Origin of the sequence: Streptomyces lincolnensis (assembly GCF_001685355.1) — a bacterium.
Taxonomy (GTDB): Bacteria; Actinomycetota; Actinomycetes; order Streptomycetales; family Streptomycetaceae; genus Streptomyces; species Streptomyces lincolnensis.
The window spans coordinates 725,195-751,650 of record NZ_CP016438.1 but is presented as its reverse complement, the minus strand read 5'-3'; the positions used below and the strand labels follow the sequence as shown (position 1 = coordinate 751,650).

Sequence of the window (26,456 nt, the reverse complement as noted above, 5' to 3'; positions counted from 1 at the left end):
TGATGTGCCGATCACCCTCGCTGCCTACGGATCAGTGGCCGATCGCCCGTGCCGCAACGTCACCCCTGCAGGTGAGGGCGGCTAAGTCGGCGGGTTCGGGGAAGGGGAGGACAATGGCCGAACTTTCCCAGCTGTTGCAGCAGACCATGCGGCGCCGGCGCCTGAACGCACAGGCCCTCGCCGCCCGTACGGGCATTCGTACCCCGCGGATCCGTGTCTTCGCCGAGGACGGTGCCCGTGGCCCGGTGCGGCCCACCGAGCAGGAACTGGCGGAGCTCGCCGAGGCGCTGGGACTGCCCCTGCCCGATGTGCAGGAGGCCGCCCGCACCGCGGCACCGGCACCGGTTTGACGGTTGTCGTGGGTCGGGCCTCCCGGCCCTCACGCCGGAGGCCCCAGATGCGGGGATGCCGTCCTCCAGTTGTCGAGGCGGGGTTGGCCCCAGCACGATGTTGACGGCAGCGCCCGTATCCGGGCCGGTCGGACGGCCGCAGCCGCCGGCGGACCTACACACCTGGTGTCTGCCGGGCGCTCCCGACCCCGTGTGGATCAACACTCGTATGGAGGAGTGTGCCCAACATCGAGCCGGGCAGCGGCAGAAGATGAAACCCCTCGCCGCCCTGGAACACACCATGGAGCGCTGGAGCAATGCGCTGTGGACCTTGCTCACCCCGCCCGCCCACCGACAGCACCATCCTTCGGAGCTGGTCAGAACGCTGCACCGGGAATGCGATGACGGCGCCTTGATCCTGGACCGGGAACGCATCCTGGTGCCCAACGCCTTCGTCGTCGAACTGCCCCCGCAAGCGCACCACCAACTGACAGTCAACAGTGGACAGTTGGGCAGCCATCTGTCGAACCAGGTGCGCCAGCACGCCGCGGAACACGGCTACACGTTCGCCGGACCGGTCGCGGTCCACCTCGTCCCGATACAGGGCGACGACATCGCCCGTTTCCGTGTCCGCAGCAGCATCGCCCCCATCCCGGACACCACCATGGAAGAACCGGACCCGCACTACGGGTGACCGCCCTGTGTGCTCGGGGCAGCGCTCTCCTACGGCCGTCGAACCCCACTGATGTCGATGCCGCCACTCTGGACCGAACTCTCACGTGTTGCCCGCACGGTTGGTGATCACCACCCCGGGGCATGAGGAGTGGGCAGGACCGGCCGCCCAAGACCTGGCGCGGCCCCGGTGCGTGGCGGGGGCCGCGTACGCCGGGAGTCCTAGGAGGGGAAGTGATCTGCCATGCGTGCGCACCAGCGTACCCATCGGCGTTCCGTACGAGTGGAGTACCTGCTGCCCGACGAGGCCGCCTCGGCCCGACGGGCGCGGAGGCTGACCTCAGCGTTTCTTTCCCGTTCGCGCCACCGAATGGCACAGGTGGAGGCCGGGCAGATCGACGACGCCACGCTCATCGTGTCCGAGCTGGTCGCCAACGCCACCCGCCATGGCCGCAGCGCTTGCCGATTGCGCCTCCAGGTGTCCGACGAACAGGTGACCGTCGAGGTCTACGACGACAATCCGGCCCAGCCCCGCCTGCGACCGCCCACGCCCGACGGCGAGAGCGGACGCGGCCTGGCCATCGTGCGGGACCTGGCGCAGCGCTTCGACGTCATCCCGGTCACCGGCGGCGGCAAGCGTGTCCGCGCGGTGCTGGCCATGTGAGGATGCGTCCTTCCCTGCCGTCGGGATTCCAGTGGGGGGCTCCGCCCTGGGGCCGGCGGTCAGCGGTAGTAGGGCTCGACCGCGGCCCGTACCTCGTCGAGGAGCGCGGGGCCGTCCTGCGGCACGGGCGGTCGGCTGCTGCCCGGCCTGATGTCCAGGAGCTGTTCGTTGGACAGGGCGAACACCACCCGCCGTAGCCCTGCCCATTGGATGACGGCCTCGCACATCCCGCACGGCTGGCAGCTGGTGTACATGGTGGTGCCTGCCGCCGTCTGCGCGTCGAGCTCTCGTGCGGCCCACCTCGCCAGTTTGAGTTCCGGGTGTGCGGTGACGTCGTTGTCGGTGAGGGTGCTGTTGTGCTCCTCGGCCAGGATCGTCCCGTCCGGCCCTGCCAGCAGAGATCCGAAGGGCGGGTTGCCGCTCGCGCGTGCCTTGGCGGCGAGAGAGATGGCCTGTCGGAGGAGGGTGTGGTCGTCGGGTGTCGTCATGACTGCTCCGGCGTGGTGCGGGGTGGGGTGCTGGGCGGGAGAAGGCGCGCGGCCACGGTGGCGAGGGCCTGCCAGGCCGCCTGCGGGTGACATGTCGCGTGGGGGTCGCCCGGGTAGGTGTCGAGGACGACGGACTCGGCGCCCAGCAGCCGCAGTTGGTCGAGGTCGTCCATGACCTGGTCGATGGTGCCCTCACCGGCGAGCCGTTCCGCTGTGTCGACCGGTTCCTCGGTGAGTCGCAGGGCGATGCGGGGAGCCAGGGCGGGCGCGGGCAGGTGTTGCTCGTCCGCGTACGTCTCCAGCCTGTGTGCGGCTTCGCGCAGCCACGGCACGGTGGGGTGCAGCGGATGCCACGCGTCTCCGAGTCGTACGGCCCGGCGCAGCCCCGCGTCGCTGTTGCCGCCGACCCACACCGGGATCCGGCGGTCTCCGTAGGAGGCGGTGTCCTTCCAGGCGGCCCGGATGTCCCGCAGGTGGCTGTCGGTCAGCTGTCCGCGCTGGGAGAACGGGATGCCGAGAGCGGTGAACTCCTGCCGCGCCCAGCCCACTCCCACGCCGAGGACCAGTCGGCCGCCGCTCAGATCATTCAGATTGGCCGCCATGCGGGCGGTGAGCAGCGGGTGCCGGTAGGGCGCGATGAGGACCGTCGTGCCGAGCTGGATACGGGTGGTGAGGCCGGCCAGCCAGGACAAGGTGGTGAAGGGCTCGTAGAAGGGTGCCGGATAGCGCTCGGCGACATCCGGCGTAATGGCTATGTGGTCCGAGATCATCAGCAGGTCGAAGCCCAGGCCCTCCACGGTCTGGGCCCAGCTTCGCAACAGTCCGGGGTCAGTGCCCGGGCCGAAATTCGGGACGTTCACGCCGATCTTCATAGGCCCAACCCTAGGCAGGACGTAGGGGCCGCCAGAAGGGATTCCCGCCTGTTCAGGGGCGGTTCAGCCGTGGATCCGCCGGTAGAATCGGCGTATGACCGAGAGTCTCGACGCGACGGACTGGGCGATCCTGACAGAAGTCCAACGGGACGGCCGTATTCCGTTCACCGAGCTTGCACGGCGGGTGAACCTGAGCGCGTCGGCAACCAAGGAGCGCGTACGCCGACTTGAGGAGGCCGAGGTGATCACCGGGTACCGCGCGGAGGTGAACCCGGAGCGGACCGGTTACCCGGTGATGGCGGTGGTCCGGCTCAAGTACCCGGGGCCGGGAACCCGGCACGAGCCGCTGCGCCGGCTGCTGGAGGAGCGCCCGGAGATCCTGGAGTGCCTGCGCACCACCGGAGACGACTGTTACGTCATGAAGGTGGCGGCCACGTCGATGGCCCACCTGGAGGAGATCGTCGACGAGCTGGCCGAGTTCGGGAGCACCACCACCAACCTCGTCCTGAGCCGGACGCTCCCGTTGCGTGGTCCGGGGGTGCCTCGGGTGAACACCGGCAGGTAGGCGCGGACGCGGAGCCTGTTTCGACGGAGGTGCTGGATGCCGCGAGCCGGGAATCGACGCTGACCATCGCCGCTGCGTGAGGGGGCCGCCCGGGCCTGGATCCATGTCGCGATATAGCGTTAGTCTTCATCTCGCGCCGCTGCCCGCGTCGCGCGGAGCCGTTCGACAGGACCAGGACGGGATGATGTCGGGACAGATCTCACCCACAGGGAAGCACTCCGGCCCCGGCTCGTCGCCCGAGCTGAGGGCCTCTCATGCGGACCGGGACCGGGTGGTGGACGTGCTGCGTATCGCGGCGGGGGACGGCCTGCTGACCGCGGACGAGTTGGACGAGCGTCTGGACGCTGCCCTGTCGGCGCGTACCGTCAGGGAACTCGCCGCGCTGACCGCTGACCTGCCGGCCGTGTCCGCTTCGACCGGCACGGCCGTGGCAGAGGTCAAGGACGTACTCCGGATCGAGGGGGTGCACAGTGGTGCGGTCAAGCGCGAGGGGCGCTGGGTGGTGCCGCGGAGGCTGGAGTTGGCCACGGCGTGGTGTGCGGTGACGCTCGACTTCACTCAGGCAGTGATCACGCAGGACACCTTGCGGATCGACATGAACACGGCGGGCAAGAAGCTGACGCTGATCACCAAGCCGGGCATCGTGGTCGATACCGGTGCCCTGACCCTCGTACACAGCAAGATCAAGATTCGTCAGGCTCCAGACCACGGGACGCCGGTCACGCTGCGCGTGGAGCTGGTCGGCACGACGGCCCACGGCCGCGTCGTGGTACGGCACGCACGGCGGACGTTCGGACAATGGCTGCTGCGCAAGCCCGCCTCGCTGCCTGGAGGCGACTGACTCCAGGTCCCAGGTCCCAGGCCTGCGACAGCGAGTTGAAGCCGTTCTGGCCGAACTCCACGACGAATGGCCGGTTCTTCGACCTACAACGCAGGTCCGTCGGGGCGTAGCGGTTCGCCATGTCTGCCGGCCTCGGAGCTGAGCCGTCCGTCCGCCCTGGGAAGGGTAAGAGTGAGGGGCTTGGTATGACGGGGCGGCGGTGCTTCCTCCTGACTCACCGTGAATACTGTTCCGAATTGCCATCACGCTGGGAGAAACGTGACCGTCACCAAGCTCTTGAGACCCGCTCTCGTCGCCACGCTTCTGGCCTCGGTCACCGCCTGCGGCGCGTCGTCCGTGCCGGACGTCGCGGCGCCCGCCGCGGCCGGCTCAGGGCCCGCCGAGGCGCGTCCCTCGGTAAATCCCGAGCCGGTCGCCGCCACCATGCCGGATGTCATCGGCGGCAACGCCGGGGGTGCATTCGAGCAGATGGGCTCCAAGCTCGACATGACCTTCAAGGACGCCAGCGGGCAGGGCCGTCCGGTGGACGACCCGGAGGCGTGGAAGATCTGCAACTCGCGGCCGGGACCGAACCAGCAGATCACCGACTACCCGGTGGTCTTCGGCGTGGTGAGAGTTTCGGAGAGCTGCAAGGACGCGGTGCCGGAGTGACAGGTCCGAGGACTCCGGCGTCCCGCCGAATTGAGCGGAGTGAGTCCTCACTCATTGATCATCCAGACCGCGATTCCGCTGATCGCCGAGTACGGCACCGCGGTGACGACCGCGAAGATCGCCCGCGCTGCAGGCATCGGCGAGGGGACGATCTTCCGGGTCTTCGCCGACAAGGATGAACTGTTGCAGGCTTGCATGGCCGAGGCGTTTTCGCCGGAGCACGCGGTCCGCGAGCTCGACGCGATCGACGTATCCCAGCCGCTGCCCGACCGGCTCGCGGAGGCAGCCGAGGCGCTCCAGGCCCACCTGTCCAGGATGGGCGCGATCGCCGGCTCGCTGGGTCATCGCGGCGGCAAGCACCCCGGGACGGTGCGCGGCGCCGGGCGCACCGAGTCGACGGCCCGTCTTCACGCGGCCCTCGCGGAGCTGCTGGAGCCCGACAAGGCCGCCCTGCGCCGGCCGCCGGAGCAGATCGCGGCCCTCTTCTTCGGGCTGCTCTTCACCCAGCCGCGTACGGATGACGAGCCCGACCTGACCCCGCAGGAACTGGTGGAAGTCTTTCTGCACGGAGCGCTCTCGGAGGGCGCCAAGTAGGCGCGCGGAGAAGGCGCATGGGGGGCACAGCCGTGGCCATCCTGGTGTGGCTGGTCGCGGACACACTTCTGGAACCGACACGTCCACCGGGGGAGCAGGGCGTAGGAGCCCGTGACCCGGGCGATGCGCCCGTCGGCGAGCAGGACGCCGAGGCCGCGGCCGTCGACCCCGCAGTAGTTGGAGACGACTCGCAGATCGCCGGTGCGCTGGGCGTGCAGGGCGCCGATCAGAACCTCGGGCACGCCGCTGAGGCCGAAGCCGCCGACGGCGAGCGAGGCGCCGTCGGGGATGTCGGCGACCGGGTGGGTGCCGGTGATGTGTGACGCCTCGTCGGAGGCGAGGAAGACGGCCGCGTTGACCATGTCGTCGGGCGCGCCTGCCCGGCTGATCGGGATCGGGCTGGCGCAGTTGGCGCGGTGCCGTACGGGGCTGCTTCCACGGCGATGTGCCGGGGCAGTGCGATCACACCGTTTGTCCAGCCGACGGTCAGGATGCAGCCGCGGCTGCGGACCAGATGTGACCAGGCCGCGTGGGCGGTCAGCCACACCGCTTTGATCTCGGCCCGAGTGCGGAACCGTGGCGCGGCCGGCTGTCGACGGGTCGGAACCGTACGGTGCCGGCGTCGGCGTAGACGATGTCGTTCCCGCCGAAGGCGTCCACGGCGTCCTCGACCCAGATCCATAGGAAGTCCTCGTCGGTGACGTCCAGGGGGCCGGTGGTGAGGGCGATGCCACCCTCCCGGGCGATGAGCCGCGGGGTCTCGACGGCCCTGTGGTGGCACCCGGTGCACACCCATGACGTCGCCCACATCTGGCTGCGCGAGACGGCCACGCGGGCGGCTCGGAAGCTGCTCGACCGGGAGACCCAGACACCGGCCTGACGTGACGTGACGTGACGTGCCGGGTCGGTGGGTCGGTGCCGGAGCCGCCGGCGTTCAGCTCGCGGGCGAGGTGCCGGCCGAGGTGGCCCAAGCCGGGGACCGGTTCGGTGGGTTGGGCGTCGTCGCCGGATTGGCGCAGCACGTACAGGAGCGAGCCCAGCTCGTCCAGCCTGAGGGCCGGCTACGAGCTGCGCATCCTGCTGATCGCGGCCTTCTTCGTGGTCGTGACCGCAGGCCCTGGCCCGTTGGCCCTCGATCGTCTGCTCGGCCTTGAGCCGGCGGTGCCCCCTGCAGCCCCCAGCCCTTTTAGGCACAGTGTTCGGCATCAGCCGGCGGAGGACCAGGCTTTCGTGGCGGTCGCTGAGCCGGGCACGCACGTGGGCCACGTCGGTCCTGTCGGCTCTGTGTCCTCAGCCGATCCGGATGATCCCGCGCTCCAGTGCCGCGGTGACAGCGGCCGTGCGGTCGGCGACGCCGAGCTTGGCGTAGATGTGCAGCAGGTGGGTCTTGACCGTGGCCTCCGACAGACGTAGGGCGCGGCCGATTTGTTTGTTGCTCTGTCCTCGGGAGACCGCGGAGAGGACCTCGACCTCACGGCCGGAGAGGCTGGCGCCCCTGTCGCCGCGCATGTGGGCGAGGACCTTGGCGGCGACGGAGGGGGACAAGGCCGCCTCTCCGCGGGCCGCGGCGCGGACGGCCGCGCAGAGCTCTTCGCGGCCGGTGTCCTTGAGCAGGTAGCCGGCCGCGCCGGCGTCGATGGCGGCGGTGATGTCGGCGTTGGTGTCGTAGGTGGTCAGGACGAGGACCCGTACGTCGGGGTGCGCGGTGCGGATGGCAGCGGTGGCGGCGGCGCCGTTGATGCCGGGCATCTGCAGGTCCATGATGACGACGTCCGGCGTGAGTACGGCGGTCTGTTGCAGGGCTTCGGCGCCCGTGGCGGCCTCACCGATGACAGTGAAGTCCGGCTGAGTCGTCAGAAGGGCGGTCAGTCCGTCGCGTACGACGGGGTGGTCGTCGACGACCAGGATGCGGATGTGGGGCGTGGTCATGGCGCCATCACCGTAGAGGTGGTGCGGGTGGCGCTGTTCGGCGCATCGTGCGTCGACGTGTCTGCAGAGCCGCTCGTGGCCTCACCGGTCGGTGACACGGCCGGAAGCGGCATCGTGATGGTGACGGTGGTCCCCTCACCGGGGGCGCTCTCCACTGCGAACACGCCGCCCACGGAGGCGATCCGTTCGCGCATCGTGGTCATCCCGACGCCCGGATGCCGGGTCGCCGGTGTGAAGCCGGTGCCGTCGTCCTGTATGTCGATGGCCAGCACGTCATCGAGGTACGAGAGCGTCACGGACACGCTCGCCGCCTGGGCGTGCCGGCGTGCGTTGGTCAACGCTTCCTGCACCACCCGCAGCAGTTCGCCCTCCGTGCCGGCGGGCAGGGCAGCCGGTTGGCCGGTGACCGTGGCAAAGGCCTCGATGCCCGTCTCCTCGGCCAGTCGGCCGGTGAGTTCGCGGACCGCGTCCGTCAGAGGCGTGTCGTCCAGCGGAGCCGGGCGCAGCGCGTGCACGAGACGACGGCTCTCGGCGAGATTGTCCCTGGCAGTGCGCATGGCCTGGTCGACGCGGCGGGCCGCAGGTGCGCCGGGCGCCAGCTCGTCCCGTACGGAGTCCAGCAGCATGGCGATCGACGCGAAGCCCTGCGTCAGGGTGTCGTGGACCTCGCGTGCCAGGCGCTGGCGTTCGGCCAGGACACCGGCCGTACGCTCTGCGGCCGCTCGTTCGGCCTGAGTGGCGGTGAGCTCGTCCAGGAGCCGCTGGCGCTTGTGACCCTCTCGCTCGAGAGTGGCGATGTAACCGACGATGGTGACTGCGGCCGCCATGCCAAGGGCGCAACCCCAGAACTCCCGCACATCGACGTAGCCCACCGTCGCGAAGCGCTGCCACAGCCAGAGCGCTCCCACCACCAGCACCCCGGCGGCCGACCACCCGGCCCGCCGCAGGCAGTACGGCGCCAGTACGGCCAGCCCCACCGGAAGCAGCGCGGGGTCCACCGCGGCCATGGCCGCCCACCCGACTGCCGCCCCGATGAGGTAGGGCAGCGGAGGACGATCGGCCCCGCCGCGCAGCACGATCCAGTACGCGTACCAAGCGATGAATCCCACTGCCAGCCCGACCTGCGGCAGTGCAGCCCCGGCTGTCATGTCCGTTCCCGCCAGAGCACCCAGCACGGACAGGGCGAGCACGGTGAGGAAGAAGGCATGTTGCAAGGCGGCCTGCCACCGCTCCCGAGCCTGCTGCTGCGCCATGACCACCAGCGTAGGCGCACCACGAGGTCGCCTGGATCGGGCAACCGGTGTGGTCGGGGTCAACCGGATGGCTGGTGGGAGACGCACCGACCGGTTGATGCGCAGCATTGAGGTGGGGCGTGAGGATCGGCCGGTGACCGACACGACGGAACCATCCGCGTGGAACCGCGCTCACCTGACGCCAGCACGCCGCAGCGAGCCTCGGGGTGCAACGCACCCGGAGCCGTGCTGTGCCCCACCACGACCCGTGAGGAATGACCAGTGAGTCTGGCCTTCATCCCCAGCCCGTCAACCGGCGAGCTCCATCTGGGCCCGCTGCCGCTGCGTGGCTACTCGTTGCTGCTCATCCTCGGCATCGCGGCGGCGATCTGGCTGGGGACCCGTCGCTGGGTGGCACGGGGTGGCGAGAAGTCCACCGTGTCGGACATCGCGTTGTGGGCGATCCCCTTCGGCATCATCGGCGCCCGCCTCTACCACGTGATCACGACCAGCGGGCCGTACTTCGGCGACGGCGGCGACCCGGTCAAGGCCCTGTACATCTGGGAGGGCGGTATCAGTATCTGGGGTGCCGTTGCCGGCGGAGCCGTCGGTGCCTGGATCGGCTGCCGCCGCAAGGGCGTTGACCTGGCCGCGTTCGCCGATGCCGTCGCCCCCGGCATCGCGCTGGGCCAGGCCATCGGCCGGTGGGGCAACTGGTTCAACCAGGAGTTGTACGGCAGGGCGACAACTCTGCCCTGGGGCCTGGAGATCGACGCGGAGCACCGTCCTGAGGGCATGCAGGACGTGGCCACCTACCATCCGACATTCCTGTACGAGTCCTTGTGGAACCTCGGCGTGGTTGCTCTGCTCATCTGGGCCGACCGTCTCTTCCGCCTCGACCGGGGCCGCGCCTTCGCGCTGTACGCCGCCGCCTACACCGCCGGCCGCTTCTGGATCGAGTACCTGAGGGTGGACGAGAGCCACGAGATCCTGGGTCTGCGCCTGAACGACTGGACGTCACTGCTGGTCTTCGCGGCCGCCGTCACCTATCTCGCCGTCATGCGGCGCCGTCCGGCCCCGGACCGTGCCGCCACCGACTCCGGCTCGCTGCGTGGGCGAGAAGCGGTCGACAGCGGGCGAACGGGAAGCTGAGTGTCGGGTGGGAGCGTCCGTCAACGTTCAGGTGCGACGACCCGCGTCGGCGGGCCCGAATGATCGCGGGCTGCTCGGGTCTTGTGCGGAGCCGACCGTTGGCGCTGGGACAGCTGCCAGTCACGTCGGTTGCCGCTCGGATTCAAGTCATATGAGGGCAGTTGTACGATGGTGAGCCAGTCGTGGGTGTCTGTGTACTCGCGCATGCCGGCGGCGAGGGGTGGAGACGCGAGTCGGAGCCGGCGGCCCGGTAGTTCTCGGCGAGCGCGCGGGCGCGGCGGATGTTTTCGCCGATCAGGCCCAGCGTCATGGGCAGCCCGAGATGCCCGGCACGTTCCACGCTGACAGGAGTGCCGTCGACGCCGAGCCGCACCTCGTCGTAGTCGTGCAAGTCGCGGCCAGTGGCACGGCGGGGTTGGCGACGGTGAAGTCCGGGCTGTGGTGCTCGCCGAGGCCGAAGACATCCTGGCTCGCCTGGTCGGCGGCGAGGGCGTAGGACACGATTTCGCGGGTGCGGCGCCCCGGTGTCGTGCAGAGCGTTCGTGGTGGGGGTCGGTCTGTAGGTCGGACAGGGAGAGAACGCCGAGTTCCACCGGGAGGCTCAGCCCACGGGCGGCGGTGACTCGGTGACGACAGAGCTCATACCGCCGGGGCCGCGCCATCACTCACTCACCCACGGCAGTTACGGCTGAGACCTGGAGTGCCTGTGGGCTTGGTGGTCTGCAGGACGCCGACGGCCGCGAACGCCATGGCCGACAGCGTCCTGCACGATCTACCCGGACACGCTCAGCCCCTGTAGACGATCTCGGCCTGGTCGCGCTTGGTGGTGTGCAGGTCCCAGTAAACGGACGAGACGGCCTCGGGTGTGGCCGCCTTGAGCTTGGGGTCGATCGAGGCGCCGCCGAGGGCCACGTCGATGGCGACGTGAGCGGCCTGGATGCCGGTGCCGTCCAGCTCCTTGTGCAGGTTGACCACCCAGTTGCGCAGCGCCGCGGCGGCGGCGTTGACGTTGGCGACCATCGGCAGTGGGTCGAGAGAACCTGCGCCGGTGGTGTAGAGCAGGGTGCCCGCGCCGGCCTCGCGCATCGCGGGCAGGACCGCCTTGGTGGCGGCCATGGCCCCGTACAGCTGGACCTCGATCTCGCGCTGGATGTGCGAGGTGTCGCTCTCGGCCGGAGTGGCGAGCACGGTGGATTCGATGGCGAGCGGGGAGTACTCCAGGACGTCGATGCCGTCGAACCGGGCGGCGGCGTCCTTGAGTGCCCGGGTGAGTGCGTCGTGGTCGAGTACGTCCGCGGGGAACGCGGCAGCGGTGATGCCCTCGGCAGTGAGTGTGCTGGCGAGGCCGTCGAGCTTGTCGCGGTTGCGGGAGATCAGGGCGACGTCGAGGCCCTGGGAGCCGAAGGTGCGGGCGATGGCCAGGCCCATCTGGGGGCCGGCTCCGATGATGGCGATGCTGGTCACAGCGATCCTTTCGTAAGCCTTGACAGGGAAGGGGCAAAATGCGGATAGGCCTATCCGATTTTGAAAACCGGATAGGCCTATCCGGCTCGCTGGAGCCAGGCTAGCATCAAAAATGGATAGGTCAATCCGATTGCTGGGCTGGCAGTCGTGACCCCTGGCTCTCAGCGCCCCGACGACACCACTGCCCAGCCGCTGCGCAGTGACGCCGAGCGCAATCGGGGCCGGATCATCGCTGCGGCCCGCAGGGTGCTCGCCCGCGATGGCCTGAACGCCTCCATGGCCTCCGTGGCCCGCGAGGCAGGCGTCGGCATCGCCACCATGTTCCGTCACTTCCCCACCAAGGAAGAGCTGGTCGCCGCCGTCTTCGCCGACCGTATGGACGCCTACGCCTACGCCTACGCCTACGCCGACGCGGTCGCCACCGCCCTCGACGACCCCGACCCCTGGCGTGGCTTCGTCGGCTACATCCAGACCGCCTGCGCCATGCAGGCCGCCGACTACGGCTTCGCCGACGTCCTGACCACGACGTTCCCCTCCGCCAAGGCCATGGAAGGACGCCGCCACGAGGCACTCGAGGGCATGCTGCAGCTCAGTGCCCGGGCCAAGGCCGCAGGCCGGCTGCGCGAGGACTTCGACTCCACGGACATCGCGCTGCTCCTCATGGCCAACGCCGGTGTCGTCAACGCCACCGGTGGCGCCGCCCCCGATGCCTGGCGACGCGTCGTCGCCCTGTTCATCCAGTCCCTGGAGGCACCGGCCCGCGGCCCTCTGCCCGCCTCGCCCGATCATGATGCCCTCCACCAGACCATGCTCCGTACCAGACCGGACGGCCTCACCACGATGGAACCGGACACGACCAGCTGACCCCAGGCCGGTGGTCCCGCCGTGCCTGGGCGCAGCGCGACGGCAGCAGGATGCGATGCAGGTGCGCACCGCAGGCCAGTGCGGAGCACGTCGGTGGCGGCGCGATCACCGTCCCTGCCCGCACATCGACTCGGAGCTTCCGGGGTCGCAGGCGATCCTCACCGCGGCGTCGGCGGAACGATGAGGAGAGTCTGCTGTGAGCGCTTGGACGGCGAGGGCCGGTCGTTCGAGGATGAGAGCAGCCAGGGGTCACCCCCCGACGGCTCGCTCCAGCCAGACGCGTGAGCCGGGAGGGCCCGGCAGCGCATGATGCCGCGGCCGGCACCAAGTGGTCGATGACGCCCAATGCACGGGCCGGAGGGCCGGAGTGTGTGAGTGGCTGTCGAGCACCGTGACAGGTGCCTCGACCGCGCAGACGCGAGAATCTGGTTCAGAGGGCGTGGCTCCAGCCGTCGGCGCAGACGGACAGGTTGAGGATGATCCGCCTCGCGAGGCCGGCTCGGAGTTTTCCTGTACGGCTCGGCTTCGCTGTGGCAGCCCAGGGGAAGAAGCCGTCGACGGGCGAGCGCTTCACGAGAGCGGTGCAGGAGCGCCTGCCCGGGCAGGCGACCCGCCGCACGAAGGCGCTGTCCGGTGCGAAATACTCTCCCGATGAGCTCACGCACTTCCTCGGCCAGTCAGCCGATCACGATTCGGAGGGCGGTCGCGCGGGATGCCAAACGGCTCACGCGGATCGTGCGTGGCTCACGCGCCTACGAGGGTAAGTACGCATCCGCAGTCGCGGGCTACCGCGTCGGTCCTGACTACATCGAGGCGCATCGCACCTTTGTGGCCGTCGGCGCCGACGAGGATGGAGGGCGAGTCCTCGGGTTCTACTCACTCGTCCTCGCGCCACCGGAGCTCGACCTGCTGTTCGTCGCCGACGAAGCGCAAGGACGGGGGATTGGACGGCTGCTCGTCGCGCACATGCAGTCAGAGGCCCGTGCCGCGGGGCTCGACCGTCTCAAGGTCGTGTCGCATCTTCCCGCCGAGGACTTCTACCACCGCGTTGGTGCGGTGCGGACCGGGACCGTGTTCGCGAACCCGCCCGCCGTGCCGTGGGACCGTCCCGAATTCGAGTTCCGCATCCCTTCGGAATGACGCGGTGTGCCGGTTCGCGGGGTACCGGCTTCGCCTGCGAGGGACAGCGGATGACCGTGCCAGTCACCGACCGCGGAGACGCCGTCGGGCTGCTGGGACTCCTCCTGCCGGCCACACCCGACAAGGACGTCCTGAACGCGGCCGGGCAAGCTGCCCATGTGCTGGCCTACGTCGTGATCGCCAACGGGGTGATTCACCGACCTGTACACCTGGGGCGAACGCTCCCGACCGCCCACCTCGGTGGCGGAGATCCCGTACCAGTACCGGAGGGCAGCGGCTGGCGAGACGTACGCCGTCCTGAGTTGTCGTGAGCGGACGTCGTGGCGAGAAGGTGCCCGCCGACCCCGGAGGGAACGGCGGGCACGCTCACGAAGCGGATTTCAGCCCACGCTCACCGAGTAGGCGCTCGTGCTCAGCTTGCCCCGGCCGGTGAAGACCTCGGTGCCGGCCTCGACGCTCGTCAGGTACGACGTGTTGGCCAACAGGCGTTTCTGTACGAGGGTGTTGGCGAGGCCGGTCAGGTCGGTCGTCGCGCTGTTGGTGTTGGTGGTGCGGACGAACGAGTAGACGTTCCAGCTGCTGTTCGGGTTGACGATCTTGCCGACGTAGAGGTCCCAGGACGTGCCGCCGACGTTGACCGTCTCGCGCTTGGTGCCCAGAGGGCCCGCGCCGTTCTGGCGGTTGAGCCAGACCATCATCTCGTCGTGCGGCTGGTCCTTCCAGTCGGGGTTGGACTTCTGGTGGAACCAGACGTCGTAGGCGACGTTCATCACGGTCGGGGTGTTCTGGGTGATGTTGAAGGTCCACGAACCGGTCACCTTGCGCCCGCTGTTGAGGCGGATCGGCAGCCTGGTGTTCTTTTCCTTCCAGCCCCAGTGCCAGCCCAGGATGATGCTCCCGTAGGCCTTCACGCTGGTCCTGTCGCCGGTCCAGTCGAAGGACGTCTCCCAGTTGGCCTTGCCGTTGCGGTAGGAGTTCAGCCAGGTGCACTGCTTGCCGGAGGCGTTCTTGGCACCCCAGACGTTGTTGTTGAGGTAGTACGGCGGGATGCTGACCGTGTTGAACGCGGTGCAGTTGTCGGCGGCCCGAGCCCGGGCCGGGGTGGGGGTCGCGTCCGCGGTCTGCGGGGTGAGGAGCAGGGGGGTTGCCACGGCCGCGGCGACCGCCAGAGTCAGAGCCAGGGTCCGGCGCCGGTGCGCGAGAGTGCTCACGGTGTTTGTCCCGTCACTTGTAGGTGATGTCCGACGACCGGTAGATGCAGTTCCTGCCGTCCGGGCCGGAACCGGTCTTCGCGGGCTCCCCGGAGGTCGTCCCGCGGAACTTCTGGCAGAGCACGATCTTGCGCGTCGGGTCCTTCACGACGGTGATCCGCGTCAGCCGTGCGGTGTCCCCGTACGGTGTGGCGTTGATGCCGACGACGTCGAGGCCGGGGGCCGTCACGGTGACGTTGTCGACCACGACGTGGCGCTGGTACTGCGTTCGGCAGACCCCGCAGGAGCGGTAGAGCTTGCCGAAGGTGTTCACCTTGAAGTTGCGGATGACGAACGTGCCGGGGCCGTTGTGCTGGAACACCTTGTCGGCCGCCTTGCGGGCGCCGCCGCCGTCGATCGTCATGGTCTGGTTGCCGCGGGTGCCCTTGAAGGTGGCCGCGTCCTCACCGACGTCCTCCCACCACACGTTCTTGAGCGTGCAGGTGCCCCGGCAGTGGATGCCGTCGGCGGCCGGGGTCCCGATGACCACGTTGGAGACGGTGGCACCGTCGGCGAGTTCCAGGATCGGGTCCTGGCCCTCGGTCTGGTCGCCGCCGCCGAGGGCGCCGGTGCCGACGAGCCGGGTGAGGTCGAAGTTCCTGTTGCCGCTGACCGGGATGGTCTTGGCGACCTTCTCGGTGCGCTTGGCGGCGGGCCAGTCGGCGGCGGGGCGTACCACGGACTCTGTGGTGGCGGACTCTGCGGTGGCGGGTTCGGCCGTGGCCCAGGCGGTGGTGCTCAGGACTGCGGCCAGGGCGACGCCCGCGGCGAGGAGGGAACGCGGTCGGGTCATCCCGCCGTCACCGTCCCCGGCCGGACACGGTGGTGCTGGGACTCCGGCGAGGAGCCCGCGGGGACACAGCCCAGCCCGAGCAGGCCCCAGCGCCCGGCCTCGGAGTCGGCCACGCACTCCAGCGGGGTGTCGTGGCACTCCTCCTCATGTGCCTCGGGCGTGAAGTTGTGCGGGTGGCAGTTGATGCCGACGGAGACGTCCGCCGGAACCGTCAGCCCCGAGTGGTCCAGGACCGGCTTGGCGTGGCTGTCGCCTGCCAGGACGAGGTCCTGGCAGCAGTAGCCGGCCGGGAGCCTGACCATCGTGGTGGCCGGGGCGGCCTGTGCCGAGGTCGGCAGCAGGGGCACCAGCGCCGCTGCCGCGAGAGCGGTCAGCGGCACGAACGTGCGTGTGCGGATGTTCATGGACGCATCGTCAGTGTCTCCACACAATCTTCGCATTCCGGGCGAGCCGAACGTGTATGCGGCCATGTGCCGTACTGAACGGTCAAGCTGGGGAACCGGTCGTGCCGTCGGCCGCCCTGGTCGCAGCATGGAGCTCTGGCAGGCGCGCCATCGGGCTGCCGGAGGCTGCGTTGGTGCCAGGCGGGCAGCGCACGAGGCGACAGGCGGAGTGGTGGGAAGTGGGCAGTCGGCCGGACGGATGCGAAGCCTCGGCCGCGCGCGAAAGCATCGTCCGGTGAGTCCCTTGCGGAACGGGCTGATGCCGGTTTCTTCCAGTGCGCATTCTTCGAGTGCCGGCGGACATCACGGGATTGGGTTACTCGGGTGTTCAACTGGGTGACTTCGGCGGCGTGGTACGTCTCGACGCGCTCGCGTACTACCCCTCGGGGTCGCGCAGTGACAGCAGTTCGGCCAGCTGTGAGTAGCCGTCACCGACCGGAACACAGGTATGGGCCGGACCGGCGTGGTCGCGCCGGTCGACAGCACCTGGGCCGATCATTCGGTCGTGCTGGGGCCGGATGCGTTCAGACAGCGCCTCGCTGCCGCGACGAGTGTGAGGGCTGCGGCACTTGCTCCGCCGACGGGCGGGCTGACGTTGGTGGTGAAGGCCATGCCGACGGAGAACCGGGGATCGGCCGGCGCGAATGAGCCCACGTGTCCGTCATGTCCGTACGAGGCCGGGCCGAGGAGGGGAAGACGAGCCGTGGGCCTTTGGGCTCCGGAACCGAAGTTATGGACAGGGTTTGTTCTTGTCCGCTGTCCACGGCTTCCGCTGTCATTCGCGATCTCGCAGCGTGGTTGGGCGCTGAGTGATGGCCTGGCGGCGCGGCATCAGGGTGTGATCACTGTCAGCTTTTCCGGAGCGTTGATGTCTACCGTTCCGTCCGCTGTGACCGTGACGTTCACCTGGCCTCCGCCGACGTGGAGTCCTTTCACCGTGAGCGGTGCGTACGTCGAGGCGAAGTTGGGTGCGATGGAAACCGTGCCGCCGGGGACGTCTGCGTTCAGGCCCAGGGCTGCTTGGAGTACCAGGATCGCTGAGGCGGCCGCCCATGCCTGTGGTCGGCAGGACGCCGGGTAGGGGGCGGGGTATGGGCTCTGCTGGCTGCCGTGGCCGGCGAAGAGTTCGGGGAGGCGGGCGTCGAAGGCCGTTGACGCGGTCAGCAGGCCCGCTGCCAGTGAGGCGGCGGCGTCTGGGAATCCGGCCTTGACCAGGCCGTGTACGGCGATCGCCGTGTCGTGTGGCCAGATCGAGCCGACGTGGTAGCCGTAGGGGTTGAAGCCCACCGCGTTGCTGCTCAGGGTGCGCAGGCCGTGGCCTGCGTCGAGGTCGGGTTCGGCGATGCGGGCCGCGAGCAGTGCGCTTTCCTCGGCGTTGAGCAGTCCGGTGCCGAGAAGGTGGCCGAAGCCGGAGGTGACCGATTCGACCGGCCGGCCGTCGCCGTCGAGCGCGACGGCCGGGTAGGGGCCGTGTTCGTCCGTCACCCAGAAGCGGTCGCGGAAGCGGTCCGCGAGCCGCTCGGCCCATGTCTCCCACTCATCGGCCCCCGGGCGGCCGAACGCGCGCAGCAGAGCCGCTCCGCCGAGTGCGGCCTCGTAGGCGTACGCCTGGACCTCGCACAGCGCGATCGGCGCTGTGGCGGGGTGTCCGTCGCGGCGGCGGATGGCGTCGTCGGAGTCCTTCCAGCCCTGGTTGGCCAGGCCCCGGCCGGTGTGGTCGACGTACGTGAGGAAGCCGTTGGTGTCGGCTTGCGTCTGGTCACGCATCCAGGCGAGTGCCGATTCCGCGTGCGGCAGGAGCTGTTCGACTTCCTGGGCGTCCAGGCCCCAGCGCCAGGCGTCGTGGAGGAGGGTGATCCACAGGGGGGTGGCGTCGACTGTGCCGTAGTAGATGGGTGGGAGTGTGAGCCGGTCCGCGATCTGCAGGGCGCCGCGACGTACTTCGTGAAGGATCTTCCCTGGTTGTTCCTCCGTGGTCGGGTCGGTGACGGTGCCCTGGCGGCGGGCGAGGGTGCGCAAGGTGCCGGCGGCGAGATCGGTGCCGAGCGGGAGGAGCATGCGGGCGGCCCAGATCGCGTCGCGGCCGAAGAGAGTCAGGTACCAAGGGGCGCCGGCTGCCAGGAACTGGTCCGGCCGGCCCGTCTGCGGCGACTGCGGGTCCGCCAGACGCAGCCGCTCCAGGTCGGCGGCCGACTGCGCCAGCCATCGGTCGAAGCGCCGGTCCGCGCTGCGCAGTACGGGAGTGCTCCACGGCACTCGGTTCGCGGGCGCGGCCGGGAAATGGTCTCCGTCGTCGTGCGTGGCCGTGGCGGACAGGCGCGCGCTCCACGACTGGCCGGGTGCAAGGTGGATCTCGTACGACAGCTGCCCGGCTGGCGCGTCCAGCTCATCCGGTGCCGGGGTGCTGAGCAGGCGGACCGTGAGCCCGCCGCGAGACCAGAACAGCGCGCCCGCCTCGGCCTGCGCTTCGGCCGGTACGTCGGCCAGGAGGCGGCCGGACTTCACCTGCTCGATCGGGGCGAGATCGGTGGATGCTCGCACGGTGAGCCGGAAGCCGACGTGCCGTATGCCGTGGTTGCTGATCTCGAAGGTCTCCTCCAGGCGGCCGGAGGAGACGGTACGGCGCCGGTGCAGGGCGACCACCGGGTCCGCCGTCACCTCGCCCAGGCCCCGCACGACCGCCCGGAAGCCCGCCTGGTCCGCCCCCTCCAACCCGCCCGAGACCGGAGCGAGAGTGCTTGAATCCACGGCCACGGTCAGCCGGGCCAGCGCCCTGGTGTCACCGTGGTAGAAGCCATCCGCCCCGCCGTCGAGCTGCCCGTCCGAGTGTGAGACCACGAGGCTCGGTGCGCACACCGAGACGACAGCGTCGTGCACGAAGGGCTGCAGGCCCTCCACCACAGGGCCGGGTCCTACAGCCACGGGATCGGAGGTCTGGGACGTGGTGGTGATGTCCAAAGGAGCGGAGCCTCTCGCGATGGTATTGGCGCGACGGCGCCCGCCGTGCCGAGGGTGGGGCCAGGGCCTGTCCGGTCAGCGGGGAGTGACACCGGACAGGCCCTGGCGGTTCGAAGGGGCCGTGGCCCCCATTGCGGGCCGCTATACAGCGAGCCAGACCGCGTGTTCGGGTTCCACCCGTCCGTCCGCGACCGGGCCGCTGGCCAGCAGGATCGCGGTGTGCTCGGGCAGCTGGTACGCATCATCGGAGAGGTTGACGACGCAGAGGAAGCCGGGTTCGCGGTGGAAGGCGAGGACGCCTGCGGGGGCGTCTTGCCAGGTAATGGTGCCGTCGCCGAGGGCGGGGTGGTCGCGGCGGAGGCGGAGGGCGGTGCGGTACAGCTCCAGCATCGAGGTTTCGTCGCCGGTCTGTGCCTCCACGCTGCGCTCACCCCAGCTGGTGGGCTGGGGCAGCCAGGGTCCGGCGTAGGCGTCGTCGGGGCTGAAGCCGAACGGCTCCGCCTGCCCGGACCAGGGGATCGGGACGCGACAGCCGTCGCGGCCGCGGTCGGTGTGGCCGGAGCGTTCCCAGATGGGGTCCTCAAGGACGTCCTCGGGGAGGTCCTCGACCTCGGGCAGGCCGAGTTCGTCGCCCTGGTAGATGTAGGCGCCGCCGGGCAGGGCGAGCATCAGCAGGGCGGCGGCGCGGGCCCGACGGGTGCCCAATTCGAGGTCGACGGGGCCCTCCGGCTGGTATCGCTCGTTGGGCACCCAGCGTGCGACGGTCCGGCGGGCGTAGCGGCTGGCGTGGCGCATGACGTCGTGGTTGGAGAGCACCCAGGTGGCCGGGGCGCCGACGCCGCTGAGCATGGCGAGGGAGTCGTCGATGACCGTGCGGAGGTCCTTGGGGTCCCAGCTGGCCATGAGGAAGTCGAAGTTGAAGGCGGTGTGCAGGCCGCCGGGGCGGACGTAGGCGGCGAGGCGTTCGGGGGTGTCGGCCCAGGCTTCGGCGACGAAGGCCCGCTCGCCGGGGAACTCGTCGGCGACCTGGCGCCAGGCGCGGTAGATGTCGTGGACCTCGTCGCGGTCCCAGTGCGGGTGCACGATCTGTTCGCGTGTCAGGTCGGGCAGTTCGGGGTCCTTGGCGAGCCCGTGGGCGACGTCGATACGGAAGCCGTCGACGCCCCGGTCGAACCAGAAGCGCAGGATGGACTCGAACTCGGCGTGCACGTCGGGGTGTTGCCAGTTGAGGTCGGGCTGTTCGGGGGCGTACAGGTGGAGGTACCACTCGCCGTCGGGAATGCGGGTCCAGGCCGGTCCGCCGAAGCAGGAGACCCAGTTGTTGGGCGGCTGGGTGCCGTCGGGGCCGCGGCCGGGCCGGAAAATGTACCGCGCGCGTTCCGGGCTGCCAGGGCCGGCGTCCAGCGCGGCCCGGAACCAGGCGTGCTCGTTGGAGGTGTGGTTGGGCACGATGTCGGGGATGATCCGGATCCCGTGCCGGTGCGCTTCCTCGATGAGCTGCTCGGCGTCGGCGACCGTGCCGAACAGCGGATCGATGGCGCGGAAGTCGGCCACGTCGTAGCCGCCGTCCGCCATCGGGGACTTGTACCAGGGGTTGATCCACAGGGCGTCCACGCCGAGCGACTTGAGGTAGGGCAGGCGGGAGCGCAGGCCGGCGATGTCGCCGACGCCGTCGCCGTCGCCGTCGGCGAAGCTGCGGATGTAGACCTGGTAGATGACGGCACTGCGCCACCAGGGCGAGGGCGTGGTGGAGGACATGGTGCTGAGGGTCCTTCGATAGTGGGGGAAAGTGCGATGCAGCGGCCGGGGGTTACTTGGCCGCGCCCGCGGTGAGTCCGGCGACGATGCGGCGCTGGAAGAGCAGCACCATGATCACCAGTGGGATGGTGACCAGGACGCCTGCGGCCATCTGGCTGCCGAACGGGGTGTCGAACTGGCTGGCGCCGGCGAACTTGGAAATGGCGACCGGCGCGGTCTGGATGCTGGGCCGGTTCGTCATCGACAGGGCGATGAGGAACTCGTTCCAGGCGGCGATGAAGATGATGATCGCGGTGGTGAAGATGCCCGGTGCGGCGAGCGGGATGATGATCTTGCGGAACGCCTGGCCGCGGGTGCAGCCGTCGATCATCGCAGCCTGCTCCAGTTCGTCGGGCATCTGCCGGAAGAACGTGGTCAGATTCCACACCGCCAGCGGCAGCACGAACGACATGCTGGGCACGATCATCGCCTGGTAGGTGTTGATCCAGCCGATGTCGGTGAACAGCTTCAGCAGCGGGACCAGGATCGACACGACCGGGAACATCGAGGTCGCGATGATCAGGGTGAGGATCAGCCGCTTGAAGCGGAACTCCAGCCGGGCCATCGCGTAGGCGGTGAACGTGGCCAGCAGCAGCGCCAGGACGGTGGTCGTGCCGGCGACGATCAGGCTGTTGAGCAGGGCGCGGCCGAAGCCCTGGGAGGGGCTGAAGACCGCACGGTAGTTCTCGAACGACACCGGGGCGGGCAGCAGCGAGGTGTCGAAGATGTCCGAGGTCCGGCGCAGGCTGGAGACCAGCATCCAGTAGAAGGGGGCCAGGCAGTAGGCCACCACTGCAGCAACTCCCAGGTAGAGCAGCCAGGTTCGCCATTTCAGCGTCGCGGTCATGCCGGCACCTCCACACGGTTCCGCTTCGAGGCCCATCGGCGTTTCTTCCTGCCCGGACCGCCCGCGTCGCCGACGACGTCCGCGCCCAGCAGCCGAACGAAGCCCAGCGCGATGAGAAGGACGTAGACGAAGAGGGCGACCGCATAGGCAGCGGCCGGCCCGAAGCGGACGTTGGACGCCTCGTTCTGCGCGAGCATCGACAGGGTCTCCACCGAACTCTTCTGCGCGCCGACGAGGAGGTAGGGCAGGTCGAACATGCGCAGCGCGTCCAGGCAGCGGAAGAGCACTGCCACCAGCAGGGCGGGCTTCACCAGCGGCAGGGTGATGTGCCAGAACTGGCGCAGCGGGCTCGCCCCGTCCATGCGGGCCGCCTCGTAGACCTCCCTCGGGATGACCTGCAGGCCGGCCAGGACCAGCAGCCCGATGAAGGGGGCGGTCTTCCATACCTCGGCGATGATGACGGCGACCTTGGCGTGGAATCCCTCGGTGGTCCACAGGATCTGGTGCCCGATCAGGGCGTTGGCGATACCGTCACTGTTGAAGATCCACCGCCACAGCAGGCCGGAGATGGCCGTGGGCACGGCCCAGGGAATCAGGATGCTCGCACGGATCAGGGCCCGCCCGCTGAACGCCTTGTGCATGATCAGTGCCATCGCGACACCGATCACCGTCTCCAGCCCCACGGTGACGACGGTGAAGAAGGTGGTGTTCCAAAAGGCGTTCCAGAATCGCTCTCCGGCCTCGCCGAAGATGTCGGTGTAGTTCTGCAGCCCGACGAACGGCTCGGTGTCGCTGATGAAGCCGGTCTTCGGGTCCAGACCCTTGGTCCCGTACAGCGATTCCCGCAGCGCCATGATCGTCGGGTACAGCACGACGACGGTCAGTACGAGCAGGGTCGGGGACACCAGCAGGGCCGCCATCCGGCCGGTACCCGCTGTGGCCGACTTCCGGCCGCGCCGGGCTTTCTCCGGCGCGGGGGGCCGCCCGGCCCGGCCTGATGCCGGTCCGGGCGGCCGGTCCGCGGCCGTCTCAGGTGGGGTCCGAGTGGCCACCACGAGCCTCCTTCTCACTGCGCCGAGAGCTTCTGCAGGGCTTCCTGCAGGTCTTTCAGCGCCTGTGTGCTGGACTTGTCGCCGTTCAGGGCCGCGTACGCCTCCTGCTGGATCGCCGAGGACACGTCGCCGTACTGGACCACCCTCGGGCGCGGCACCGCGTTGAGGATCGACTTCTTCAGCACCGGCAGGTACGGGTACTGCTTGGCCAGCGCCTGGTCGTCGTACAGGTCCGCGTACGGCGGAGCGGCCGAGCCCTCCTTGAGGAACGTGGTCGCGCTGTCGTGGTTGGTGAAGTACTTGATGAAGTCCAGCGCCGTGGCCTTGTTCTTGGCGAAGGAGGACAGGGCCACGTTGTGGCCGCCCAGGGTGGAGGAGCCGGCTCCGGTCAGGCCGGGCAGCGGCGCGACCGTAAACTTGCCCGCGACCTTGCTCTTCTCGGCCAGCGAGTACACGTACGGCCAGTTGCGCAGGAAGATCAGCTTGCCGGACTGGAACGCCTGGCGGCCTTCCTCCTCCTGGTAGGTGATGGCCTCCTTCGGGATGGTGCCGTCCTTGAAGGAGTCGACCAGGAAGTCCAGGCCCTTCTTCGCCGCGGGTGTGTCGACGTCCGGCTTGCCGCCCGCGTCGGTGACGACTCCGCCGGCGGAGTTCACGGCCTCGGAGAAGTTGACGGTGAGGCCCTCGTACTTCTGGAACTGGCCGGCGTAGCAGGACATGCCCTTGGCCTCGGGTAGCTTCTCGACCTTGGCGCAGGCCGCCTGCATTTCCGCCCACGTGGTCGGCGCGGCGCTGACGCCGGCCTTCTTCAGCAGGTCGGAGCGGTAGTACAGCATGCCTCCGTCGGAGGACTGCGGGACCGCGTACAGGTGGTCGCGGTACTTGGTCGTCTCCACCACCGGCTTGAGCATCTTGTCCAGCGGGAACTGCGCGGCGGGCAGCTGGTCGATCCACTGGTGGGCGGCGAACTCCGAAGTCCACACCGCATCCAGGGAGAGCACCGTATAGGCGTCGGACTTCGTCTCGGCGTTCTGGATCATCTGCTGACGCTGCTGGTTCACGTCCGACGGCAGCTGGACGAAGGTGACCTTCTCCTTCGGGTGCTGCTTGTTCCAGCCGTCGATGACCTTCTGGACGACGCCGGAGCTGTCCTTGGCGGCCGCGAACGTAATCGGGCCACGGCCCGAGAACGACGGGCTCTTCGAGGCCCCCGACGAACTGCTGTCATCGGAGGAGCCGCAGGCGGTAAGGACAAGCCCGGCGGCGACAAGCACGGCCGAGCACCGAAGGACTCTGCAGGTTCTGGCGTTCACTGTCTCTCCTGGACGTGCGGAACCGGAGTCTCGGCGAGGGCGCCCTGTAGGGAGCAGCTACCGAGATGGCTATGAGACGGCTCTGATACGAGACTGTGCTGTCATAGCGTCTTGTAGATCAAAAGAGCAGGTCAAAGCCGCGAATGATGGAACCACGGCGACGACTTCGACTCCGTTGTGACAACGCTTGCACCGTAGAAGTGCACTCGGCGGAAGTCAATGCGTAACGTCGCAGTAGCACGGATGAGTTAGCGGGCAAATGCCGTGCCTATATGTGATGTAACCGGTCACCACACCCTGCTGAAGGGCGAGACAGCGCTGTCACGGAGACTCCCGCTGAAGGCTCGAACTGTGCTAACTTCCGCTCATGTCACCAGCTCAGCGGCACCCGACCCTGGCCGACGTCGCCGAACGGGCGGGGGTTTCCCCGTCGACCGTCTCGCGCACGATGCGCGGCCTGACCTCGGTCTCGCCCAACGTCCGGGCCCGAGTCGAGCAGGCCGCCCGCGAGCTGAACTTCGCCGTCTCCCGTCAGGCATCCAGCCTGGTCACCGGCCGCACCGGCGTCATGGCAGTGCTCGTGCCCACACTCGACTCCTGGTTCATGGGGGCGGCACTGTCCAGCCTGGGCCCGCTGCTGAGGGAGGCGGGCATGGAGATGACCGTCTACGTGGTCCCTGACCTGGCCGAGCGGGCCGAGTTCTTCGACCGCCTGCCCGCCCGGCGCAACGCCGACGCCCTCCTGGTGTTCTGCTTCGACCTCACCAAGGAGGAGACCGCTCGCCTCGACGACCTCGCCATGCCGGTCATCTACATCAGCCAGCACGTCGAAGGACGCCCCAGCGTCTACGTCGACGACGTCGCCGCCGCCTGCAAGGCCACCCGCCACCTGATCAACCTCGGCCACCGCCGCATCGCCTTCGCCCACACCGTCAACGCCCGCGGCTTCAGCTTCAGCTCACGCGAGCGCCTCGTCGGCTACCGGCAGGCGCTCACCGAGGCGGGCATACCGCTGGACGACGACCTCGTCGTCACCACCCCGCCCCGCGACAAACGCGGCACGACTCAGGCCGTCGGCACCCTGCTCAGCCTGCGCGAACCACCCACAGCGATCTTCGCCGAACAGGACGAACTTGCCGCCTCCGTCATCTCCACCCTGCGCACCGTCCAGATCGACGTCCCCCAGCGCATCTCCGTCCTCGGCTTCGACGACCAGCTGATGGCCGAATGGCTCGACCTGTCCACCGTCGCCCAGTCGCCGTCCGACCTGGGCCGCGCTGCCGCCGAACTGGCCCTGGAACTCATCAACGACCCGGAGTCCGACCACGGCCGGCACATCGTCCTGCCCACCCACCTCATCCCCCGAGGAACCACAGCCCCGCCTCCCGCTCCCCTCAGCGAACAGGAAGGCACCGACCGGCTTTCGGAGGGCACAGCCCGCACGCGCTGACTTCCCGGGTCTGCCCCTCAGTCACGGGCGGCACTGGCATCCGAGTCACTCGGCCCCCCATCAGGGGGTGAAGGGCAGTACCTGGCCCGGCGCTAGGTCGTCGCGCAACCGCAGGAACCGGACGGGGTGACGGTAGAGCCCCGCGTCGATCGCGGTGTCGGCCTGGAACTCCGCCACCAGGTCAGGCCGCACGGGGCGGTATTCCAGTTCGCCGGCGTCCCAGCCAGCGGAGAAGCTTCGTCCGTGCCAGGGGTGGTCGGGGCCGGCCGCGTGCAGTCGCCGGGCGAGGTCGCGCCGTTGGGCGGTGGACAGGGGTGTGGTGCGGGCGAGCAACCGCAGGTCTCCGACGGCGTCATAGCGGGCCAGCAGCAGCGTGGCCGGCGAGGAGAGCGTCCCGGTGATCCCGCCGACCAGTGCTTCGGCGGTGGTACGGGAGCGGACCTTGATCCAGGCACGCCTGCCCGGCAGGTACGGCTGCCCGCCGCCCTTGATCACGACGCCCTCGATGCCGACCGTGCCCCAGGCCGGGTCCAGCCAATCCAGCGCGGTCGCCCGGTCGCCGGTGGCAGGGCACAGCGTGAACGGTGCGGCGAGCACCTCGCGGGCGAAGAGGTCCTCCAGGATCGCGCGCCGCTCGCGATACGGCCGGGCGAGCAACTCGGTGCCCCCGGCCTCCAGGACGTCGAAAACGATCAGGTAGGCGGGGCGCTCGGCCGCCGCCTGGACGGCGCCGCGGCCTCGGCGTCGAGCACGGCGCTGCAACTCTTCGAAGTGCAGCCGCCCCTCGTGTGGCACCACGAGCTCGCCGTCCAGCACGAGCGCCTCACCCGGCTCGGTGGCCGCAGCGGCAATGTCAGGGAAGGCGCCGGTAAGGTCCGCGCCCTGGCGGGACTGGAGCATGACGAATCCGGGGCGTGCGAAGAGGATGGCCCGGAAGCCGTCCGGCTTCTGTTCCGCGACCCAGTCCTGTGGCAGTGCCTCGTCCGGGGGCAGCTGCCGCCGGGCTTCGGCGAGCATCGGCTCGATCGGGGGTGTCAGGGTCACGCCGCCACATCTACGCGGTGACGCCGGTCCTCGCGCGCTGGACGGCCCGGAC

At 69.4% G+C, this 26,456-nt stretch carries 28 protein-coding genes and 1 pseudogene; 13 read left to right on the top strand and 16 right to left on the bottom strand.

Annotated features, from left to right (window positions below; all coding sequences use genetic code 11):
• The first annotated feature begins 113 nt into the window (after nt 1-113).
• From SLINC_RS03485 to SLINC_RS03475, 3 genes are all read left to right on the top strand, one after another.
• Nucleotides 114-350, top strand: a complete 237-nt coding sequence (locus SLINC_RS03485; RefSeq protein WP_067426486.1) for a hypothetical protein — start codon at nt 114-116, stop codon at nt 348-350.
• Between the two features lie 280 nt (nt 351-630).
• The gene (locus SLINC_RS47870; RefSeq protein WP_159425320.1) at nt 631-1,023 is read left to right on the top strand and encodes an FhaA domain-containing protein; all 393 of its coding nucleotides are present in this window, start codon (nt 631-633) and stop codon (nt 1,021-1,023) included.
• 222 nt (nt 1,024-1,245) lie between these two features.
• Nucleotides 1,246-1,665, top strand: coding sequence for an ATP-binding protein (locus SLINC_RS03475; RefSeq protein WP_225988223.1), 420 nt, complete (start codon nt 1,246-1,248; stop codon nt 1,663-1,665).
• 59 nt (nt 1,666-1,724) lie between these two features.
• Here SLINC_RS03475 and SLINC_RS03470 read toward each other — a convergent pair whose 3' ends face one another.
• Together SLINC_RS03470 and SLINC_RS03465 are read right to left on the bottom strand one after the other, a co-directional pair.
• Nucleotides 1,725-2,153, bottom strand: a complete 429-nt coding sequence (locus SLINC_RS03470) for a nucleoside deaminase (RefSeq protein WP_067426483.1) — start codon at nt 2,151-2,153, stop codon at nt 1,725-1,727.
• On the bottom strand, nt 2,150-3,025 hold the full coding sequence (locus SLINC_RS03465) for a TIGR03619 family F420-dependent LLM class oxidoreductase (RefSeq protein WP_067426479.1): 876 nt from the start codon (nt 3,023-3,025) through the stop codon (nt 2,150-2,152). Before SLINC_RS03465 ends, SLINC_RS03470 begins: the two co-directional genes overlap by 4 nt.
• A 94-nt stretch (nt 3,026-3,119) precedes the next feature.
• Here SLINC_RS03465 and SLINC_RS03460 point away from each other — a divergent pair, with 94 nt between their 5' ends.
• The 4 genes from SLINC_RS03460 (at nt 3,120) to SLINC_RS03445 (ending at nt 5,676) form a co-directional block, all read left to right on the top strand.
• Nucleotides 3,120-3,590, top strand: a complete 471-nt coding sequence (locus SLINC_RS03460; RefSeq protein ID WP_067426478.1) for an Lrp/AsnC family transcriptional regulator — start codon at nt 3,120-3,122, stop codon at nt 3,588-3,590.
• Nucleotides 3,591-3,774: 184 nt separating this feature from the next.
• Nucleotides 3,775-4,431: a DUF1707 SHOCT-like domain-containing protein gene (locus tag SLINC_RS03455; RefSeq protein WP_067444899.1), complete on the top strand. Its 657-nt coding sequence runs from the start codon at nt 3,775-3,777 to the stop codon at nt 4,429-4,431.
• Nucleotides 4,432-4,689: 258 nt separating this feature from the next.
• Nucleotides 4,690-5,082 (top strand): hypothetical protein, encoded by a 393-nt coding sequence (locus tag SLINC_RS03450; RefSeq protein ID WP_067426477.1) that lies wholly within the window; start codon nt 4,690-4,692, stop codon nt 5,080-5,082.
• A 54-nt stretch (nt 5,083-5,136) separates the two neighbouring features.
• Complete coding sequence (locus SLINC_RS03445) at nt 5,137-5,676, top strand: TetR/AcrR family transcriptional regulator (RefSeq protein WP_107406544.1); 540 nt, start codon at nt 5,137-5,139, stop codon at nt 5,674-5,676.
• Between the two features lie 101 nt (nt 5,677-5,777).
• On the opposite strand, the pseudogene SLINC_RS45630 reads toward SLINC_RS03445, so the two are convergent.
• Nucleotides 5,778-6,038 (bottom strand): annotated as a pseudogene (locus SLINC_RS45630) (CoA-transferase); the annotation flags it as partial.
• Between the two features lie 383 nt (nt 6,039-6,421).
• Between SLINC_RS45630 and SLINC_RS49120 the strand changes: the two are divergent.
• A complete protein-coding gene (locus SLINC_RS49120; RefSeq protein WP_375141471.1) occupies nt 6,422-6,556 on the top strand; it encodes a hypothetical protein in 135 nt (44 codons plus the stop codon).
• Nucleotides 6,557-6,966: 410 nt separating this feature from the next.
• On the opposite strand, the gene SLINC_RS03430 is transcribed toward SLINC_RS49120, so the two are convergent.
• Nucleotides 6,967-7,605, bottom strand: coding sequence for a response regulator (locus SLINC_RS03430; protein ID WP_067426468.1), 639 nt, complete (start codon nt 7,603-7,605; stop codon nt 6,967-6,969).
• Nucleotides 7,602-8,858, bottom strand: a complete 1,257-nt coding sequence (locus SLINC_RS03425) for a sensor histidine kinase (protein ID WP_152038969.1) — start codon at nt 8,856-8,858, stop codon at nt 7,602-7,604. Before SLINC_RS03425 ends, SLINC_RS03430 begins: the two co-directional genes overlap by 4 nt.
• A gap of 261 nt (nt 8,859-9,119) precedes the next feature.
• Between SLINC_RS03425 and lgt the strand changes: the two genes are divergently transcribed.
• Entirely contained in the window at nt 9,120-9,989 is an 870-nt protein-coding gene (lgt, locus tag SLINC_RS03420) for a prolipoprotein diacylglyceryl transferase (RefSeq protein WP_067426461.1), read from the top strand.
• Between the two features lie 306 nt (nt 9,990-10,295).
• On the opposite strand, the gene SLINC_RS47865 is transcribed toward lgt, so the two are convergent.
• Both SLINC_RS47865 and SLINC_RS03410 read right to left on the bottom strand, forming a co-directional pair.
• On the bottom strand, nt 10,296-10,490 hold the full coding sequence (locus SLINC_RS47865; protein ID WP_159425319.1) for a hypothetical protein: 195 nt from the start codon (nt 10,488-10,490) through the stop codon (nt 10,296-10,298).
• A 285-nt stretch (nt 10,491-10,775) separates the two neighbouring features.
• Nucleotides 10,776-11,453, bottom strand: a complete 678-nt coding sequence (locus tag SLINC_RS03410; RefSeq protein WP_067426456.1) for an SDR family NAD(P)-dependent oxidoreductase — start codon at nt 11,451-11,453, stop codon at nt 10,776-10,778.
• A gap of 147 nt (nt 11,454-11,600) precedes the next feature.
• On the opposite strand from SLINC_RS03410, the gene SLINC_RS03405 reads away from it, so the two are divergent.
• The 3 genes from SLINC_RS03405 to SLINC_RS45625 all read left to right on the top strand — a co-directional run bounded on the left by SLINC_RS03405 (nt 11,601) and on the right by SLINC_RS45625 (nt 13,768).
• On the top strand, nt 11,601-12,317 hold the full coding sequence (locus SLINC_RS03405; RefSeq protein WP_067426454.1) for a TetR/AcrR family transcriptional regulator: 717 nt from the start codon (nt 11,601-11,603) through the stop codon (nt 12,315-12,317).
• 651 nt (nt 12,318-12,968) lie between these two features.
• Nucleotides 12,969-13,457: a GNAT family N-acetyltransferase gene (locus tag SLINC_RS03400; RefSeq protein ID WP_067426453.1), complete on the top strand. Its 489-nt coding sequence runs from the start codon at nt 12,969-12,971 to the stop codon at nt 13,455-13,457.
• 50 nt (nt 13,458-13,507) lie between these two features.
• Nucleotides 13,508-13,768, top strand: a complete 261-nt coding sequence (locus tag SLINC_RS45625; RefSeq protein ID WP_225988222.1) for a hypothetical protein — start codon at nt 13,508-13,510, stop codon at nt 13,766-13,768.
• A 69-nt stretch (nt 13,769-13,837) separates the two neighbouring features.
• On the opposite strand, the gene SLINC_RS03395 is transcribed toward SLINC_RS45625, so the two are convergent.
• The 8 genes from SLINC_RS03395 to SLINC_RS03360 all read right to left on the bottom strand — a co-directional run bounded on the left by SLINC_RS03395 (nt 13,838) and on the right by SLINC_RS03360 (nt 23,871).
• Nucleotides 13,838-14,668, bottom strand: coding sequence for a GH12 family glycosyl hydrolase domain-containing protein (locus SLINC_RS03395; RefSeq protein ID WP_079164381.1), 831 nt, complete (start codon nt 14,666-14,668; stop codon nt 13,838-13,840).
• Between the two features lie 13 nt (nt 14,669-14,681).
• Nucleotides 14,682-15,500, bottom strand: coding sequence for a pectate lyase (locus SLINC_RS03390; RefSeq protein WP_067426451.1), 819 nt, complete (start codon nt 15,498-15,500; stop codon nt 14,682-14,684).
• Nucleotides 15,497-15,904, bottom strand: a complete 408-nt coding sequence (locus tag SLINC_RS03385) for a hydrophobin family protein (RefSeq protein ID WP_067426449.1) — start codon at nt 15,902-15,904, stop codon at nt 15,497-15,499. The genes SLINC_RS03390 and SLINC_RS03385 overlap by 4 nt, the downstream gene beginning before the upstream one ends.
• Before the next feature lie 870 nt (nt 15,905-16,774).
• Nucleotides 16,775-18,844: an amylo-alpha-1,6-glucosidase gene (locus SLINC_RS03380; RefSeq protein ID WP_225988221.1), complete on the bottom strand. Its 2,070-nt coding sequence runs from the start codon at nt 18,842-18,844 to the stop codon at nt 16,775-16,777.
• 198 nt (nt 18,845-19,042) lie between these two features.
• Nucleotides 19,043-20,659, bottom strand: a complete 1,617-nt coding sequence (locus SLINC_RS03375; protein WP_067426446.1) for a glycoside hydrolase family 13 protein — start codon at nt 20,657-20,659, stop codon at nt 19,043-19,045.
• A gap of 52 nt (nt 20,660-20,711) precedes the next feature.
• A complete protein-coding gene (locus tag SLINC_RS03370; protein ID WP_067426444.1) occupies nt 20,712-21,545 on the bottom strand; it encodes a carbohydrate ABC transporter permease in 834 nt (277 codons plus the stop codon).
• Complete coding sequence (locus SLINC_RS03365; protein ID WP_225988220.1) at nt 21,542-22,597, bottom strand: carbohydrate ABC transporter permease; 1,056 nt, start codon at nt 22,595-22,597, stop codon at nt 21,542-21,544. The genes SLINC_RS03370 and SLINC_RS03365 overlap by 4 nt, the downstream gene beginning before the upstream one ends.
• A 14-nt stretch (nt 22,598-22,611) precedes the next feature.
• Complete coding sequence (locus SLINC_RS03360; RefSeq protein ID WP_225988219.1) at nt 22,612-23,871, bottom strand: ABC transporter substrate-binding protein; 1,260 nt, start codon at nt 23,869-23,871, stop codon at nt 22,612-22,614.
• Nucleotides 23,872-24,277: 406 nt separating this feature from the next.
• Between SLINC_RS03360 and SLINC_RS03355 the strand changes: the two genes are divergently transcribed.
• Nucleotides 24,278-25,360 (top strand): LacI family DNA-binding transcriptional regulator, encoded by a 1,083-nt coding sequence (locus tag SLINC_RS03355; protein WP_310736417.1) that lies wholly within the window; start codon nt 24,278-24,280, stop codon nt 25,358-25,360.
• A gap of 60 nt (nt 25,361-25,420) precedes the next feature.
• On the opposite strand, the gene SLINC_RS03350 is transcribed toward SLINC_RS03355, so the two are convergent.
• On the bottom strand, nt 25,421-26,404 hold the full coding sequence (locus SLINC_RS03350; protein ID WP_067426436.1) for an ATP-dependent DNA ligase: 984 nt from the start codon (nt 26,402-26,404) through the stop codon (nt 25,421-25,423).
• Between the last annotated feature and the right edge of the window lie 52 nt (nt 26,405-26,456).

Bases quoted from the DNA above. Each gene is read 5' to 3' on its own strand.
- SLINC_RS03485 (WP_067426486.1), top strand. From the start codon at position 114: ATGGCCGAACTTTCCCAGCTGTTGCAGCAGACCATGCGGCGCCGGCGC.
- SLINC_RS47870 (WP_159425320.1), top strand. From the start codon at position 631: ATGGAGCGCTGGAGCAATGCGCTGTGGACCTTGCTCACCCCGCCCGCC.
- SLINC_RS03475 (WP_225988223.1), top strand. From the start codon at position 1,246: ATGCGTGCGCACCAGCGTACCCATCGGCGTTCCGTACGAGTGGAGTAC.
- SLINC_RS03470 (WP_067426483.1), bottom strand. From the start codon at position 2,153: ATGACGACACCCGACGACCACACCCTCCTCCGACAGGCCATCTCTCTC.
- SLINC_RS03465 (WP_067426479.1), bottom strand. From the start codon at position 3,025: ATGAAGATCGGCGTGAACGTCCCGAATTTCGGCCCGGGCACTGACCCC.
- SLINC_RS03460 (WP_067426478.1), top strand. From the start codon at position 3,120: ATGACCGAGAGTCTCGACGCGACGGACTGGGCGATCCTGACAGAAGTC.
- SLINC_RS03455 (WP_067444899.1), top strand. From the start codon at position 3,775: ATGTCGGGACAGATCTCACCCACAGGGAAGCACTCCGGCCCCGGCTCG.
- SLINC_RS49120 (WP_375141471.1), top strand. From the start codon at position 6,422: ATGAGCCGCGGGGTCTCGACGGCCCTGTGGTGGCACCCGGTGCACACC.
- SLINC_RS03430 (WP_067426468.1), bottom strand. From the start codon at position 7,605: ATGACCACGCCCCACATCCGCATCCTGGTCGTCGACGACCACCCCGTC.
- SLINC_RS03425 (WP_152038969.1), bottom strand. From the start codon at position 8,858: ATGGCGCAGCAGCAGGCTCGGGAGCGGTGGCAGGCCGCCTTGCAACAT.
- SLINC_RS03400 (WP_067426453.1), top strand. From the start codon at position 12,969: ATGAGCTCACGCACTTCCTCGGCCAGTCAGCCGATCACGATTCGGAGG.
- SLINC_RS45625 (WP_225988222.1), top strand. From the start codon at position 13,508: ATGACCGTGCCAGTCACCGACCGCGGAGACGCCGTCGGGCTGCTGGGA.
- SLINC_RS03390 (WP_067426451.1), bottom strand. From the start codon at position 15,500: ATGACCCGACCGCGTTCCCTCCTCGCCGCGGGCGTCGCCCTGGCCGCA.
- SLINC_RS03385 (WP_067426449.1), bottom strand. From the start codon at position 15,904: ATGAACATCCGCACACGCACGTTCGTGCCGCTGACCGCTCTCGCGGCA.
- SLINC_RS03375 (WP_067426446.1), bottom strand. From the start codon at position 20,659: ATGTCCTCCACCACGCCCTCGCCCTGGTGGCGCAGTGCCGTCATCTAC.
- SLINC_RS03370 (WP_067426444.1), bottom strand. From the start codon at position 21,545: ATGACCGCGACGCTGAAATGGCGAACCTGGCTGCTCTACCTGGGAGTT.
- SLINC_RS03355 (WP_310736417.1), top strand. From the start codon at position 24,278: ATGTCACCAGCTCAGCGGCACCCGACCCTGGCCGACGTCGCCGAACGG.